Raw genomic sequence first — 13,754 nt, 5'->3', positions numbered from 1 at the left:
TTGGTGAAGTTGCGGTTGAAGTAGGCATTGCGCAGGGTGAGCGTGGCTTTGCTGTCCTCGATAAAGCCTTCGGCCTGACTGTTCAAGGGCATGCCGCCCGCGACGGCGGCCAGGGCCAGGGTGCCGGAGATCAAACGCGGATTACGTGTCAGGAATGAGCGCATTGCAGTGGACCTTTCTTGTATTTATTAGTAATTAACTGGTTCGTACATTTTTCGGCGTGCACACCGATCCTGCTGGGGCCTGTTTTCAGGCCCCTGATGGGCGCGTCAGTCGAGTTCCGGAACCTTGCGCGGTGCCATGAAGAACAGCCAGGTCAGGGCAATGAAGTACATGGCCGGGATGATAGTGAACAGCACGGTGTAGTTGTTGTGGGTCACCGTCAGCACATAGCCGACGATCTGGGTCATGAACATGCCGCCAACGGCCGCACACATGCCACCGAAGCCAAACACTGTGCTCATCATGTGCTTGGGTGTGTAGTCCATCACCAGGCTCCAGATATTGGCGGTCCAGGCCTGGTGCGCGCCGACCCCGAGGGAGATGGCCAGGACAGCGATCCACAGGCCGCTGGCGTTGGCAGCGAAGACCACGCAACCGATGGCGCAGGCGAAGATCAGCATCGAGATCAGGCGCGAGGTAATCGGCTTGACGCCGCGGCCGATCAGCCATGAGGAGAGAATGCCGCCGCCGACGCTGCCGAAGTCAGCGGTCAGCCAGATGATGATCAGCGGAATGCCCATCTGCGAAACACTGATGCCCAGGTTGTACTGTTGATTGAGAAACGGCGGCAGCCAGTACAGGTAGAACCAGAACACCGGCGCGGTAATGGCATAGGCCAGGGCGAAAGCCCAGGTACCGCGCATGCGCAGGATCTGGCTCAGGGGTGCGCCTTTTTGCACGGGCTCGGCGCCGTGCTGGATGTATTCCAGTTCGCTGGCGCTGACGCTCGGGTGATCTTCCGGTGCGTAGTACTTCAGGCCCCAGAACACCAGCCAGACGACGCCCAGCGCGGCCATCGACAGGAACGCGCCCTGCCAGCCCCAGACCGAAAGAATCAACGGCAGCAGCGCCGGGGTCAGCATGGCGCCGACGTTGGTCCCGGCATTGAAAATACCGGTGGCCAGAGCCCGCTCGCCGGCGGGGAACCAGGTCCGGGCGGTCTTGATACAGGCCGGGTAGTTGGCCGCTTCGGTAAGGCCGAGAATAAAGCGGCAGACCATGAAACCCACCGCCGAAGTGGCCAGGCCATGGGCGCCAGTCGCCAGGCTCCAGAGCAGTACGGCGAGGAAGAAGGCGCGCTTGACGCCGACCTTGTCGATGAACCGCCCTTGCAACAGGAAGCCCACGGCATAGCCGACCTGGAACCAGAAGTTGATGTTGGCGTAGTCCATCGCCGTCCAGCTCATCTTATCGGCGAGGATCGGTTGCATGACGCCGAGGGCGGCGCGGTCGATGTAATTGAGGGTGGTGGCGAAGAACACCAGAGCGAGCATGCCCCAGCGGGTTTTACCGACGGCCATGGCGCCGCGGATCTTGTCGCCGATGCCGGCATGAGGGGAGACGTTTTTCGTCCCCAGCGGTGAGCTATGAGATTGCATCATCTGCTTGGACCCGTTTTTTGAAATTGTTATTGGTTTGTTGCTGGGTGGTTGTTGCGTGGCTGGGCGACTGCCAAATACGGCTCATGTTGCACACAGGCACTGCAAGGTGGTGTCGATGTTGCGCACCGCAAGAAAAACCGTCAATTCGCCAAAGGCTATTTTGGGCGATAATCGAACACAAAACTAACCAGTTCGTACACTATATATTTACCGCTTCCCCGTGCCCATCAATAATCCCTCTATCCCTGATTCGTCTCCGGTTCGGTGTTTTCAACACGACGGGCCTTCTCTACAAAGGAGCTGAACAATGCAGCGCTCGATTGCCACCGTCTCTTTGAGCGGAACTCTGCCGGAAAAGCTTGAAGCCATCGCCTCCGCCGGATTCGACGGTGTGGAGATCTTCGAAAATGACCTGCTGTACTACGCGGGCAGCCCCCGGGAAGTGCGGCAGATGTGTGCCGACCTGGGCATTGCCATCACGCTGTTTCAGCCATTCCGCGACTTCGAAGGCTGCCGCCGCGAGCGTCTGCAGCGCAACCTGGAACGGGCCGAGCGCAAGTTCGACCTGATGCAGGAACTGGGTACCGACCTGGTGCTGGTGTGCAGTAACGCCTCGGCCGACTCCATTGGCGAGCAGCAGGTGCTGATCGACGACCTGCGCCTGCTGGCCGAGCGGGCAGGGGCGCGCCAGCTGCGCATCGGTTATGAAGCCTTGGCCTGGGGCCAGCATGTCAATACCTATCAGCAGGTCTGGGATATCGTGCGTCAGGCCGATCATCCGGCCTTGGGCGTGCTGCTCGACAGCTTCCACACCCTGTCGCTCAAGGGCGACCCAAGCGCCATTGCGCAGATTCCCGGCGACAAGATTTTCTTCGTGCAAATGGCCGACGCGCCGATACTGGCCATGGATGTACTGGAGTGGAGCCGGCATTTCCGCTGCTTCCCCGGTCAGGGCGAATTCGATCTGGCAGGCTTTCTCGCACCGATCATTCGCAGCGGCTACAAGGGGCCGTTGTCTCTGGAGATCTTCAACGACGGCTTCCGCGCCGCCCCGACCCGCAGCAACGCCGCCGACGGCCTGCGCTCGCTGCTGTATCTGGAAGAGAAAACCCGCAACCGACTGGAAGCCGAAGCTGCCCAGGGACTGGCGCCTGCCGTGGATCTCGAACAGCTTTTCGCGCCGCCACCGGCCAGTGCCTATGACGGCGTCGAGTTTCTCGAGTTTGCCGTGGATGGCGAGCAGGGCAATCGCCTCGCCGGTTGGCTGGAGCGTCTGGGCTTCGCCAGGGCCGGGCAGCATCGCTCCAAGGACGTCAGCCTGATGCGTCAGGGTGATATCAATATCGTGCTCAATGCCGAGCCATACTCCTTTGCCCACGGCTTTTTCGAGGCCCACGGCCCGTCTCTGTGCGCCACGGCCTTGCGGGTTGATGATGGCGCCAAGGCACTGGAACGCGCCCGCCAGTTCAAGGGCCAGCCCTATCGTGGCCTGGTCGGGCCCAACGAGCGGGAAGTTCCGGCAGTGCGCGCGCCCGATGGCAGTCTGATCTATCTGATCGGCAAGGCCGAGGCTGGTCAGAGCATCTACGAGACGGACTTCATCCTAAACCCTCAGGCCAGGCAAAGCGGCCATCTGCAACGCATCGACCATATGGCCATGGCCTTGCCTGCCGAGAGCCTGGACAGCTGGGTACTGTTCTATAAAAGCCTGCTGGATTTCGAAGCGGACGACGAAGTGGTGCTGCCCGACCCTTATGGCTTGGTGAAAAGTCGGGCGGTGCGCAGCCGTTGCAGCTCGGTCCGACTGCCGCTGAATATTTCGGAAAACCGCAATACGGCGATTTCCCACGCGCTGTCCAGTTATCGTGGCTCAGGCGTGCACCATATCGCCTTCGCCTGCGAAGACCTGTTCGCCGAGATCGAGCGGGCCAAGTCCGCAGGCGTGCCGCTGTTGCAGATTCCCCTCAACTACTACGACGATTTGGCGGCGCGCTTCGACTTCGACGACGAGTATCTGAGCGAATTGGCCTATTACAACGTGCTGTATGACCGCGATGCACAGGGCGGCGAGCTGTTCCATGTCTACACCGAGCCGTTCGAAGGGCGGTTCTTCTTCGAGTTGCTGCAGCGCAAGAACGGCTATGTCGGCTACGGTGCGGCCAACGTGGCGGTGCGATTGGCGGCCATGGCCAAGGTGCGCAGCGGCGGAGTTACCCAGGCGCGCTTGTAGGCACTTGCGGCGGGTGGCGCAAGGAGAGTTGCGCCGCCCGGTTTCTTCGTTACGCGGCGAGGGCCATAATCAGCGCTACCGTGTCTATTTGCCGTGAGCGCTGTATGACCATGACCGTCGAACTTCCCGAGCCTTCGCTTGAAGAGCCTCGCAAAAGTCGCAAAAACAATCCGGAAAAAACCCGTCAGGACATTCTTCAGGCCGCGATTACTGAATTTGTCCAGCAGGGCCTTTCGGGGGCGCGAGTGGATGCCATTGCCGAGCGCACGAAAACCTCCAAGCGCATGATTTATTACTACTTCAACAGCAAGGAGCAGTTGTACGTCGAGGTGCTGGAGAAACTCTACGGTGATATTCGCCACACCGAGGCCCAACTGCATCTGGGCGCGCTGGAGCCCCGGGCGGCGATCCAGCGGTTGGTGGAGTTCACCTTCGACCACCACGACAGCAACGTGGATTTCGTGCGCATCGTCTGTATCGAGAACATTCACTACGGCGAGAACGTCAAGCAGTCGACCAATATTCGCTCGATGAGCGGCAACGTGCGTAGCCTGCTCGATGAAACCCTGCGTCGGGGCGAGGCCGCCGGGGTCTTCCGGCCTGGGCTGGAAGCCATCGACGTGCATTTGCTGATGAGTTCGTTCTGCTTCTACCGAGTGTCCAATCGCCATACCTTCAGTGAGATATTTCAGATTGATTTGTCTGACCAGGAGATCAAGCAGCGGCAGAAACAGGTGATCTGTGAGTCGGTGTTGCGCTATATCCAGGCCTGATCAGATTTTCAGGGGGAATTGTGTAGCCGTGAATCGTGGGAGATTCTATGTTTGCTGTAAAGCCGGAGCAGCCTCTTCGCGGATGAACCCCACAGATCCGACGATATGCACGCACTACTGTGGGAGCGAATTCATTCGCGAAAACGGTATTCCAGGCGACAAATATTCATTGGATGTACCGGCCCCTTCGCGGATGAATCCGCTCCCACAGAACCGACGATATTCACGCGCTACTGTGCGGCTTCATCCGCGAAGGGGCCGTTCTGGCTTCACAGCAAACAAGCACCCACAATGCCTGGACCAGCGCCTGTATCGATCAGGCGGTCAGCCGACTGAAATGATCAAGCATGCGCCGGGCATCGGCGCTGACGCCGCTGAACAGCTCAAACGCCTTGACCGCCTGAAACACCGCCATATTGCCGCCGTCCAGAGTGCGGCAACCCAGGGATCGGGCTTCGCGCAGCAGTTCGGTTTCCAGCGGGAAGTAGACAATCTCCGCGACCCATAGCCCGCCGTGCAGCAGCGCCTTGGGCACCGGCATGCCCGGCAGCTTGACCATGCCCATGGGCGTGGTGTTGACCAGGCCATCAGCGCTGGCCAGGGCCGCAGCCAGGTCGAGGCCGACCTGGGCCGGGCTGCCGTTGAAGTGCTGGTTCAGGTTATTGACCAGGCTGCGCGCGCGTTCGGCGTCGACATCGAAAATCTGTAGCTGCCGGACCCCTTCCTTGAGCAGCGCATGGGCGACTGCTGCCCCGGCACCGCCAGCGCCCATTTGCACCACCCGGCCTTTTGCAACCTCACCCAAGCCACGGCGCAGGCCTTCGGCAAAGCCCAGGCAGTCGGTGTTGTGGCCGATGCGCCGGCCATCCTTGAACACTACGGTATTCACCGCACCAATGCCCCTGGCTTCGGCAGACAGCTCGTCGAGCAGCGGGATAATCGCTTGCTTGCACGGGAAGGTGATGTTCAACCCAGTGAAACCGGTGCGCTCAGCGGCGACCAATAGCTCTTCGAGGTTGTTGCTGTCCAGTTTCAGGACGTCCAGGTCAATCAGGCGGTACAGATAGCGGATGCCCTGGGCGTCGCCTTCCTGTTCATGCATGGATGGCGTCAGTGAAGCCTGAATGCCAGAGCCGATCAGGCCCGCGAGGATGGAGGGAGTCTTGGGCATGGGATCAAGCCTTGAGTAGATGGGCAAAATGTTCGATGGCCATCCGATAGCCGTTGCTACCCAGGCCACAGATCACGCCGACGGCAATGCCTGAGACAAACGAGTGATGGCGAAACTCTTCGCGCTTGTGCACGTTGGACAGATGCACTTCGATGACCGGCACCTCACTGGCGACCAGGGCATCGCGAATGGCGACCGAGGTATGGGTCCAGGCGGCAGGGTTGATGACAATACCCGCAACGCGGCCGCGGGCCTGGTGAATCCAGTCGAGCAACTGGCCTTCATGATTGGTCTGCTGAAACTCGATCTTCAGGTCAAGGGTGTCGCCGGTACGGCTGCACAACGCCTGGATATCGGCCAGGGTTTCGTAGCCGTAGGTCGCTGGCTCACGAGTGCCGAGCAGGTTCAGGTTAGGGCCGTTGAGCACCAGGAGGGTACGAGACATCAGGTTTTCTCCGTTGTTATAGCTTTTGGAGAAAATGTACTGGATGGTTAATTTCTGTCAATCAAGGGCGGGAAAGGCAGGGGTGAAAGTGTTCGATTAGTGAACACTTTCTCGGGATGTGGGAGTGAATTGGGTGGACGAATTGTGGGAGCGAATTCATTCGCGAAGGGGCTGGCACATCCGACCCACTTTCATCGCCTGAAATACCGCATTCGCGAATGAATTCGCTCCCACAGTATTGTCTGCTACAGAGTCCGACCTGCAGATCTCTAGTTCATCATCTCTTTTACCGCCCGCTCCTGATCCATCAAGTCCTTCTGCCGCGCATCGATACGTGATGCCAGTTGGAAGTTGTTGTTGGCCCGGCGCTTGGCGTAGTCCAGTTGCTGAATGGCCTGGCGGTAGTCGCCCATCAGCGCGAAGTATTCGGCACGGGCCTGGTGCAGGCCGATGGTATTGCCGTTCAGGCCGCGGGTTTCGGCGACGAGGTACCAGACATCCGGGTCATCAGGACGGCTCTTGAGCAGGCTGTCGAGGCTTTTCTCGGCGTCGGCATTGCGGTTCAGCTTGAGCAACACATCGATACGGCTCTGACGCAGTGGATAGTTGTCCGGGAACATATCAAGCATGTGCTCGACCCGCTTCAGCGCATCGGGCAGGCGGTTATTAGTGATATCCAGGTCGATCTGGGTCAGGTTGTAAGTGATGTTATTGGGCTCTGCGGCCAGCAGTGGCTTGAGCTCTTCCCGGGCTTCATTGAGCTGACCGGCCTTGATCTGGGCCAGGGCCAGGCCGTAGCGAGGGGCCGGGGCCTTGGGGTTTTCGGCCAGTTGCGCGCGGAAACGCTGCGCGGCGATGCCCGGGGTTTCTTCGTAGAACAAGGCGATACGGGCGCGCATCAGCTGATACAGCGGGCTGTCTTCCTTGCCGCCGGGCTTGGCCTGCTCGGCGCGGTTACGGGTGTCGGCGATGCGCGACTCGGTGACCGGGTGGGACAGCAGGAATTCCGGCGGGGTCTTGTTATAGCGGTATTGGCGGGCCAGGCGCTCGAACATGGTCGGCATGTTGCGAGGGTCATAACCGGCCTTTTCCAGGTTCATGATGCCGACCCGGTCGGCTTCCTGCTCGTTCTGCCGGGAGAAGCGCTGCTGTTCCTGGATCGCCGCTGCCTGGGAGCCGGCAATCGCCGCGATGCCGGCATCACCGGCGCCGGCAGCAGCCATCACCACACCTGCCAGCAGGGCGGCCATCACTGGCACCTGCATGCGCTGCTGAGCCTCGACGCCACGGGCAAAGTGGCGTTGCGACAAGTGCGCCAGTTCGTGGGCCAGTACCGAGGCGTACTCGCCTTCGGTCTGGGCGTTGAGAAACAGCCCGCCGTTGACGCCGACAATCCCGCCGGGTGCGGCGAAGGCGTTGAGTTCCGGGCTGTTGATCAGGATGAACTCGAGGCGACGGTCCTGGACCTGACTGGTTTCCGCCAGACGGTAGACCGAGGTCTCGACGTAGTCCTTGAGGATCGGGTCGGACAGCTGCTGCACCTGGCTGCGCAGCATCGCCAGCCAGGCACGACCCAGGGCGTGCTCCTGTTCAGGGGAGACAATGGCGGAGCTGGCATCGCCCAGCGCGGGCAGGTCGTCGGCAAAACCGGGCGCAGCGAACAGGCAGGCAAGCGTCAGCAGGGTAGGGCGCAGGAAATTCATGCATGAAGCTCGAGAGGCAGAAAGGTCTTACTGTAGCTGCCTGCATGGCTTGCTGACCAGAGTCGGGTATTCTGGCGGTCGTGTATGAAACTGCTAATTCAGGTGCAATCCAATGTGCCTGCCCGGAGATAAATGATGTCTGACGCTGTAGCCTGTCCCGCCGTATGCGACGCGGAGCTCGATGCCAGCGGGCTGAACTGCCCGCTGCCGTTGCTCAAGGCCAAGATGGAACTCAATCGCCTGGCCAGTGGCGCGGTGCTCAAGGTGACCGCCACCGATGCCGGTTCCCAGCGCGATTTTCGTACTTTCGCAAGGTTGGCGGGACACACACTGTTACATGAACAGGTCGAAGCCGGGGTTTATCGCTACTGGTTGCGCAAAGCCTGATTAATTTCTCTGTAAAAAGGATGTTTGATGTTCAAGGTGCTTCGCGACTGGATGCAACGCTACTTCTCCGATGAAGAAGCGGTGGTGCTTGCAGTCTTGCTGGTCGTGGCCTTTACCGTTGTCCTGAAACTCGGCGGCATGCTGGCGCCGGTGCTGGCCGGGATGGTCCTGGCTTTCCTGATGCAGGGCATGGTCAACCTGCTGGAACGCCTGCGGATGCCTGAATCAGGTGCCGTCGGTCTGGTGTTCATGCTCTTCATGGGCGTGCTGGCGGTGATCATGCTGGTGTTGGTGCCATTGCTGTGGCATCAGGTCATTACCTTGTTCAACGAATTGCCGGGCATGCTGATCAAATGGCAATCGTTACTGTTGCTGCTGCCTGAGCGCTACCCGCATCTGGTTTCCGACGAGCAGGTGCTGCATGCCATCGAAGTTGCCCGGGGCGAGATCGGCAAGTTCGGCCAACTGGCACTGACTTTCTCTCTGTCCAGTCTGCCGATGCTGGTCAACGTCATGATCTATCTGGTACTGGTGCCGATTCTGGTGTTCTTCTTCCTCAAGGACCGCCATCTGATTGCGCGCTGGGTTGTCGGTTATCTGCCTCGGGAACGCACGCTGATCACCCGGGTAGCCCAGGAAATGAACCGGCAGATCGCCAATTACATTCGCGGCAAGGTCATCGAGATCGTCTTGTGCGGTGGGGTGACCTATATCGCCTTCGTCACCATGGGCCTCAATTACGCTGCCCTGCTGGCGATGCTGGTGGGTCTGTCGGTGGTGGTGCCCTATGTCGGCGCCGTGGTAGTGACGGTACCGGTGACCCTGATCGCGCTGTTCCAGTGGGGCTGGAGCGACCAGTTCATCTATCTGATGGCGGTGTACGGGATCATCCAGATGCTCGACGGCAACGTGCTGGTACCGTTGTTGTTCGCCGGCGCTGTGAACCTGCACCCGGTGGCGATCATCTGCGCAGTACTGTTATTTGGCGGGTTGTTTGGCTTCTGGGGGATATTCTTTGCGATACCCCTGGCAACGCTGTTCAAGGCCGTGCTGGATGCCTGGCCGAGGAATGAGCCTTCGGTTGCGCCATTGTTGTAATACGTTGTTCTTGCTGCCAATTCATAGGGTGGATTGGCGCAGACCGGGTGGGAGCAGACCCTGTGGGAGCGAATTCATTCGCGAAGGCAGTTTTCCAGACGATGCATATGCGTCGAATGTACCGGCCAATTCGCGGATAAATCCGCTCCCATGGATTTCGCGCCTGCCCGATCTGTGGCTGAGCAGAATCAGCCCTTGTTCAAGGCCTCAGCCTTGGCCAGCACCTCGGCCACATGGCCCGGCACCTTGACCCCGCGCCATTCGTGACGCAGCACGCCGTCCTTGTCGATCAGGAAGGTGCTGCGGTCCACGCCCATGTATTCCTTGCCGTACAGCTTCTTCAGCTTGATCACATCGAACAGCTGGCAAACGGCTTCGTCCTTGTCGGAAATCAGCTCGAAGGGGAATTCCTGCTTGGCCTTGAAGTTCTCGTGGGACTTGATGCCGTCACGGGACACGCCATAGATCAGCGTGTTGGCCGCCTGGAACTGTGCGTAATGATCGCGAAAGCCCTGGCCTTCGGTGGTGCAGCCCGGCGTACTGTCCTTGGGATAGAAATAGATCACCACCTGTTGGCCCTTCAAGGCCGACAGGCTGACGGTCTGGCCGCCAGTGGCCGGTGCTTCGAAATTGACTACGGGTTGATCGACGGCAACAGCCATGACGATTCCTTACATGGGAGCTTGTGGGCGCCAGGGTTCGATCAGGGCGTCGAGGTTCAGCGCGTCGGCGAAATCGAGGAACTGATCGCGCAGCCAGCTGATCTGCGTCCCGGCAGGCAAGGTGACGGTGAAGGTTGCGTTGAGCATGGTGCCACCGGTCTGCGGAGCCTGATAGGTATCGCAGATCAGGTTTTCCAGCTCGACATTGTGATCCATGAAGAACTGGCAGAGTTCATTGATGATGTCCGGACGATACGCGGAACTGACATATGCCACGTAAGGCAGGGCCTCGGGACGGCTCTCCAGGGTGGCGCTGCGCACCACGCTGATGGTGAAGGTGTGTTTCTTGCCCAGGCTCGGCAGGCTGCCTTCCAGGCGGGCCAGGGCGTCCCAGCTGCCGGAAACCTGGAGGATCAGGGCGCTGTACTCGCCATGACGGGTCAGACGCGAGCTGACCACGGAGCAACGGCTCTCGTGGCTGGCGCGGCACAGCACGTTGGTCAGCTCCATGGGGTTGGCCCCGAGGGCACTGATGACAAGGAATTGTTCGCGGACTGTGGGGGTGGACGACATGCAGCATTCCTAAGCGATGAGTGGTCGGTACGTAAGCGGGCTTGCGTGAGTCGTTCGTTGATCGAAATCGCTGGAAACCCACCACGACCGGCGCCGCCTGATCGCTTGGAAAAGGCGAGTGGACAGCGCAGGGACGGGGCTTGCGGCAGTAAAAACGATCGATTGAACGAGGCCGACAGATGACCCGTACCAATCAAAGAACGAAGGGTAGCGAAAACCATCGCTCAGGGGAATGCTCAGAGCACGGTACTTCGCTTGTACAAGGCCGATGGCGCCAGTACCATTACCGCTCTCTTTTTCCGGCAGGAGCGGTTGCATGATTGCGGGCAGTATGGTGGCACTGGTCACACCAATGGATGCACAGGGTCGTCTTGACTGGGACAGCCTGAGCAAACTGGTGGACTTTCACCTGCAAGAGGGCACCAACGCCATTGTTGCCGTTGGCACTACAGGTGAATCGGCCACTCTCGATGTCAATGAGCACATCGAAGTGATCCGTCGCGTGGTCGCCCAGGTAGCAGGGCGTATTCCGGTCATTGCCGGCACAGGGGCCAATTCGACGCGCGAAGCCGTCGAGCTGACGACCAATGCCAAGAACGCCGGTGCCGATGCCTGCCTGCTGGTGACTCCGTACTACAACAAGCCGACCCAGGAAGGCCTGTACCAGCATTTCCGGCATATCGCCGAAGCGGTCGACATCCCGCAGATCCTCTACAACGTGCCAGGCCGTACCGCCTGTGACATGCAGGCAGAGACTGTGATCCGTCTGTCCACCGTGAAAAACATCATCGCCATCAAGGAAGCCACGGGCGACCTGCAGCGCGCCAAGGACATCCTGGCTGGCGTGAGCAGCGACTTCCTGGTCTATTCCGGTGACGATGCCACGGCGGTCGAGCTGATCCTGCTGGGCGGCAAGGGCAATATTTCCGTGACGGCCAACGTCGCGCCGCGGGCCATGAGCGATCTGTGCGCCGCCGCCATGCGCGGTGACGCCGTCACCGCCCGGGCGATCCATGAAAAGCTCATGCCGCTCAATAAAACCCTGTTTATCGAATCCAACCCTATTCCCGTGAAATGGGCTCTGCATGAAATGGGCATGATGCCGGACGGTATCCGTCTGCCGCTCACCTGGCTCAGCGAACCCTGCCACGAACCGCTGCGTCAGGCCCTGCGCCAGTCCGGCGTATTGGTTTAATTGAGGAAGTATTACGCAATGAAGCGATTGGCCGGACTTTCCGCACTTGCCTTGATTATCACCAGCACCAGCGGCTGTTCCTGGGTTTGGGGTCCTGAGGGCTACTTCCGGGATCGCAGCAGTGATTACCTGGAAGCGAACCAGACTGCTCCGATGCAGCTGCCTTCTGACGTTGCCACGCGCAAGCGTCTGGACCCTTTGCTGCCGATTCCGCGCAATGTCGCTGATGAAACAGTGAAAGGCGAATTCATCGTGCCGCGTCCGCAGCCTCTGTCCACCGTGGCCGAGTCCAGCGATTTCAGCCTGCAGAAGAACGGCGACGCGCGCTGGATCCTCGCGCAGCGTTCGCCTGCCGAAGTCTGGCCGATTGCTCACCAGTACTTCGAGGACAACGGCTTCCGCATTGCCGAAGACCGCCCGCAGACCGGTGAATTCAACACCACCTGGCAGCGCCTGGACGAACTGTCCGGCGCCGTGTCCACGCGCCTGAAGGCCAGCGGCCTGTCCGCCGACAGCGAAACCCGCGTGCGGGTACGCATCGAGCCCGGGGTGCAGCGCAACACCAGTGAAATCTTCGTGGTCAGCCTCGAGCGCCCGGCCGGCAGTACCACCGAGAGCGATTTCCCGGCGCGTACTGTCAACCTTGGCCTGGACTCGGCACTGACCGACGACATGCTGGCCAGCATGAGCCGCGGCGCCGAGAAGGGCAGTTCGATCTCCCTGCTCGCTGCGCGTGACTTCGACGCCCCGAGCCGTGTGGCCCTGAGCGAAGACGGCAGCGGCAACCCGGTACTCAACGTCGGCTCCGACCTGGATCGCGCCTGGTCGAGCGTCGGCCGTGCGTTGAACCAGGGTGAATGGCGTGTGGAAGATATCAACCGCAGCCTCGGCCTGTACTACATCAACCTGGCGGAACGCGCCGATCGTCCGGAAAACCAGCCTGGTTTCTTCGGCCGTCTGTTCGGCAGCAAGACCACCAAGGAAGAGATCGATGCCCGTGCCCAGCGTTATCAGGTGCGTCTGAGCAAAGTGGGTGACAGCGTCCAGGTCACCGTCGAGAAGAACATCAATACCGTGGCGCCGAGCGATATCGCCCGCCGGGTATTGGGTGTGATTCAAGACAACCTGGGTTAATGCGTTTCGCGGTTCTGGGAAGCGGTAGCCAGGGAAACGGCACGCTGGTCGCAAGCGACACTACCTGCGTGCTGGTCGATTGCGGTTTCTCCCTGCGGGAAACCGAGCGACGCCTGGCCCGGCTCGGGCTCAGTGCCCATCAATTGAGCGCTATTCTGGTCACCCACGAACACGCTGATCATGTGCATGGCGTGGGTTTGCTGTCCCGGCGCTACAATTTGCCGGTCTATCTCAGCAGTGGCACCCTGCGCGGGTTGCGAAAGCCACTGGAAGTTGCCGGATTGCTCGGCGGCGGCCAGCAGCTGCAGATCGGCGCACTGACCATCGACGCGGTGGCAGTGGCCCACGATGCGCTGGAGCCGACCCAGTTCGTGTTCAGCGATGGCAAGCGGCGCTTTGGCGTCCTGACCGACCTGGGTTCGTACTGCGAGTCGATATTGCACAGCTACACAGGCCTCGATGCCTTGATGATCGAAGCCAACCATTGCCGTGACCTGCTGGCCCGGGGTCATTACCCGTACTTTCTCAAGCAGCGGGTCGGTGGCGAACGAGGACATTTGAACAATCACCAGGCCGCCAATCTGGTGAGTGAGCTGGGATGGCAGGATTTACAGCACCTGGTGCTGGCCCATCTGAGCAGCAAGAACAACCTGCCGCAGCTGGCCCGGCAATGTTTTGTCGACACCCTCGGGTGCGACCCGGACTGGCTGCAACTGGCCGATCAAGATTCAGGGCTCGACTGGCGACATATCGCCTAGCCCATCTACTTAGCAAGCGGA

Annotated in this window: 13 protein-coding genes; 7 read left to right on the top strand and 6 right to left on the bottom strand. The window is 60.2% G+C overall.

Annotated features, from left to right (window positions below; genetic code table 11):
- Positions 1-269 precede the first annotated feature (269 nt).
- Positions 270-1,604, bottom strand: coding sequence for an MFS transporter (locus tag ACCD02_RS27725; protein ID WP_413309061.1), 1,335 nt, complete (start codon positions 1,602-1,604; stop codon positions 270-272).
- Between the two features lie 307 nt (positions 1,605-1,911).
- Between ACCD02_RS27725 and quiC the strand changes: the two genes are divergently transcribed.
- Together quiC and ACCD02_RS27715 are read left to right on the top strand one after the other, a co-directional pair.
- Entirely contained in the window at positions 1,912-3,834 is a 1,923-nt protein-coding gene (quiC, locus tag ACCD02_RS27720; RefSeq protein WP_413309059.1) for a 3-dehydroshikimate dehydratase QuiC, read from the top strand.
- Between the two features lie 104 nt (positions 3,835-3,938).
- Entirely contained in the window at positions 3,939-4,607 is a 669-nt protein-coding gene (locus tag ACCD02_RS27715; RefSeq protein ID WP_413309057.1) for a TetR/AcrR family transcriptional regulator, read from the top strand.
- Positions 4,608-4,923: 316 nt separating this feature from the next.
- Here ACCD02_RS27715 and ACCD02_RS27710 read toward each other — a convergent pair whose 3' ends face one another.
- From ACCD02_RS27710 to ACCD02_RS27700, 3 genes are all read right to left on the bottom strand, one after another.
- Positions 4,924-5,778 (bottom strand): shikimate dehydrogenase, encoded by an 855-nt coding sequence (locus tag ACCD02_RS27710; RefSeq protein WP_413309055.1) that lies wholly within the window; start codon positions 5,776-5,778, stop codon positions 4,924-4,926.
- Positions 5,779-5,782: 4 nt separating this feature from the next.
- Positions 5,783-6,223, bottom strand: coding sequence for a type II 3-dehydroquinate dehydratase (gene aroQ, locus ACCD02_RS27705; RefSeq protein WP_413309053.1), 441 nt, complete (start codon positions 6,221-6,223; stop codon positions 5,783-5,785).
- A gap of 269 nt (positions 6,224-6,492) precedes the next feature.
- Positions 6,493-7,926 carry a M48 family metalloprotease gene (locus ACCD02_RS27700; protein ID WP_413309051.1) on the bottom strand — a complete coding sequence of 478 codons (1,434 nt, stop codon included), beginning with the start codon at positions 7,924-7,926 and terminating at the stop codon, positions 6,493-6,495.
- 135 nt (positions 7,927-8,061) lie between these two features.
- On the opposite strand from ACCD02_RS27700, the gene ACCD02_RS27695 reads away from it, so the two are divergent.
- Both ACCD02_RS27695 and ACCD02_RS27690 read left to right on the top strand, forming a co-directional pair.
- On the top strand, positions 8,062-8,313 hold the full coding sequence (locus ACCD02_RS27695) for a sulfurtransferase TusA family protein (RefSeq protein ID WP_413309049.1): 252 nt from the start codon (positions 8,062-8,064) through the stop codon (positions 8,311-8,313).
- Positions 8,314-8,340: 27 nt separating this feature from the next.
- Positions 8,341-9,411, top strand: coding sequence for an AI-2E family transporter (locus ACCD02_RS27690; protein WP_413309047.1), 1,071 nt, complete (start codon positions 8,341-8,343; stop codon positions 9,409-9,411).
- 188 nt (positions 9,412-9,599) lie between these two features.
- Here ACCD02_RS27690 and ACCD02_RS27685 read toward each other — a convergent pair whose 3' ends face one another.
- Both ACCD02_RS27685 and ACCD02_RS27680 read right to left on the bottom strand, forming a co-directional pair.
- Positions 9,600-10,073, bottom strand: coding sequence for a peroxiredoxin (locus ACCD02_RS27685; protein ID WP_413309045.1), 474 nt, complete (start codon positions 10,071-10,073; stop codon positions 9,600-9,602).
- A 9-nt stretch (positions 10,074-10,082) separates the two neighbouring features.
- Positions 10,083-10,646 (bottom strand): glycine cleavage system protein R, encoded by a 564-nt coding sequence (locus ACCD02_RS27680; protein ID WP_259102683.1) that lies wholly within the window; start codon positions 10,644-10,646, stop codon positions 10,083-10,085.
- Positions 10,647-10,962: 316 nt separating this feature from the next.
- Between ACCD02_RS27680 and dapA the strand changes: the two genes are divergently transcribed.
- Genes dapA through ACCD02_RS27665 form a run of 3 tightly spaced genes read left to right on the top strand, consistent with a single transcriptional unit; the run spans position 10,963 to position 13,733 of the window.
- Entirely contained in the window at positions 10,963-11,841 is an 879-nt protein-coding gene (gene dapA / locus ACCD02_RS27675; RefSeq protein WP_259102682.1) for a 4-hydroxy-tetrahydrodipicolinate synthase, read from the top strand.
- Positions 11,842-11,859: 18 nt separating this feature from the next.
- Complete coding sequence (bamC, locus tag ACCD02_RS27670) at positions 11,860-12,975, top strand: outer membrane protein assembly factor BamC (protein ID WP_413309043.1); 1,116 nt, start codon at positions 11,860-11,862, stop codon at positions 12,973-12,975.
- Positions 12,975-13,733, top strand: a complete 759-nt coding sequence (locus tag ACCD02_RS27665; protein WP_413309041.1) for an MBL fold metallo-hydrolase — start codon at positions 12,975-12,977, stop codon at positions 13,731-13,733. Before bamC ends, ACCD02_RS27665 begins: the two co-directional genes overlap by 1 nt.
- Positions 13,734-13,754 lie beyond the last annotated feature (21 nt).

It is taken from the genome of Pseudomonas sp. Pseusp88 (assembly GCF_047303955.1).
Taxonomy (GTDB): domain Bacteria; phylum Pseudomonadota; class Gammaproteobacteria; order Pseudomonadales; family Pseudomonadaceae; genus Aquipseudomonas.
Note: the sequence above shows the minus strand (reverse complement) of the source record. Positions and strands in the feature narration are given on the sequence as shown.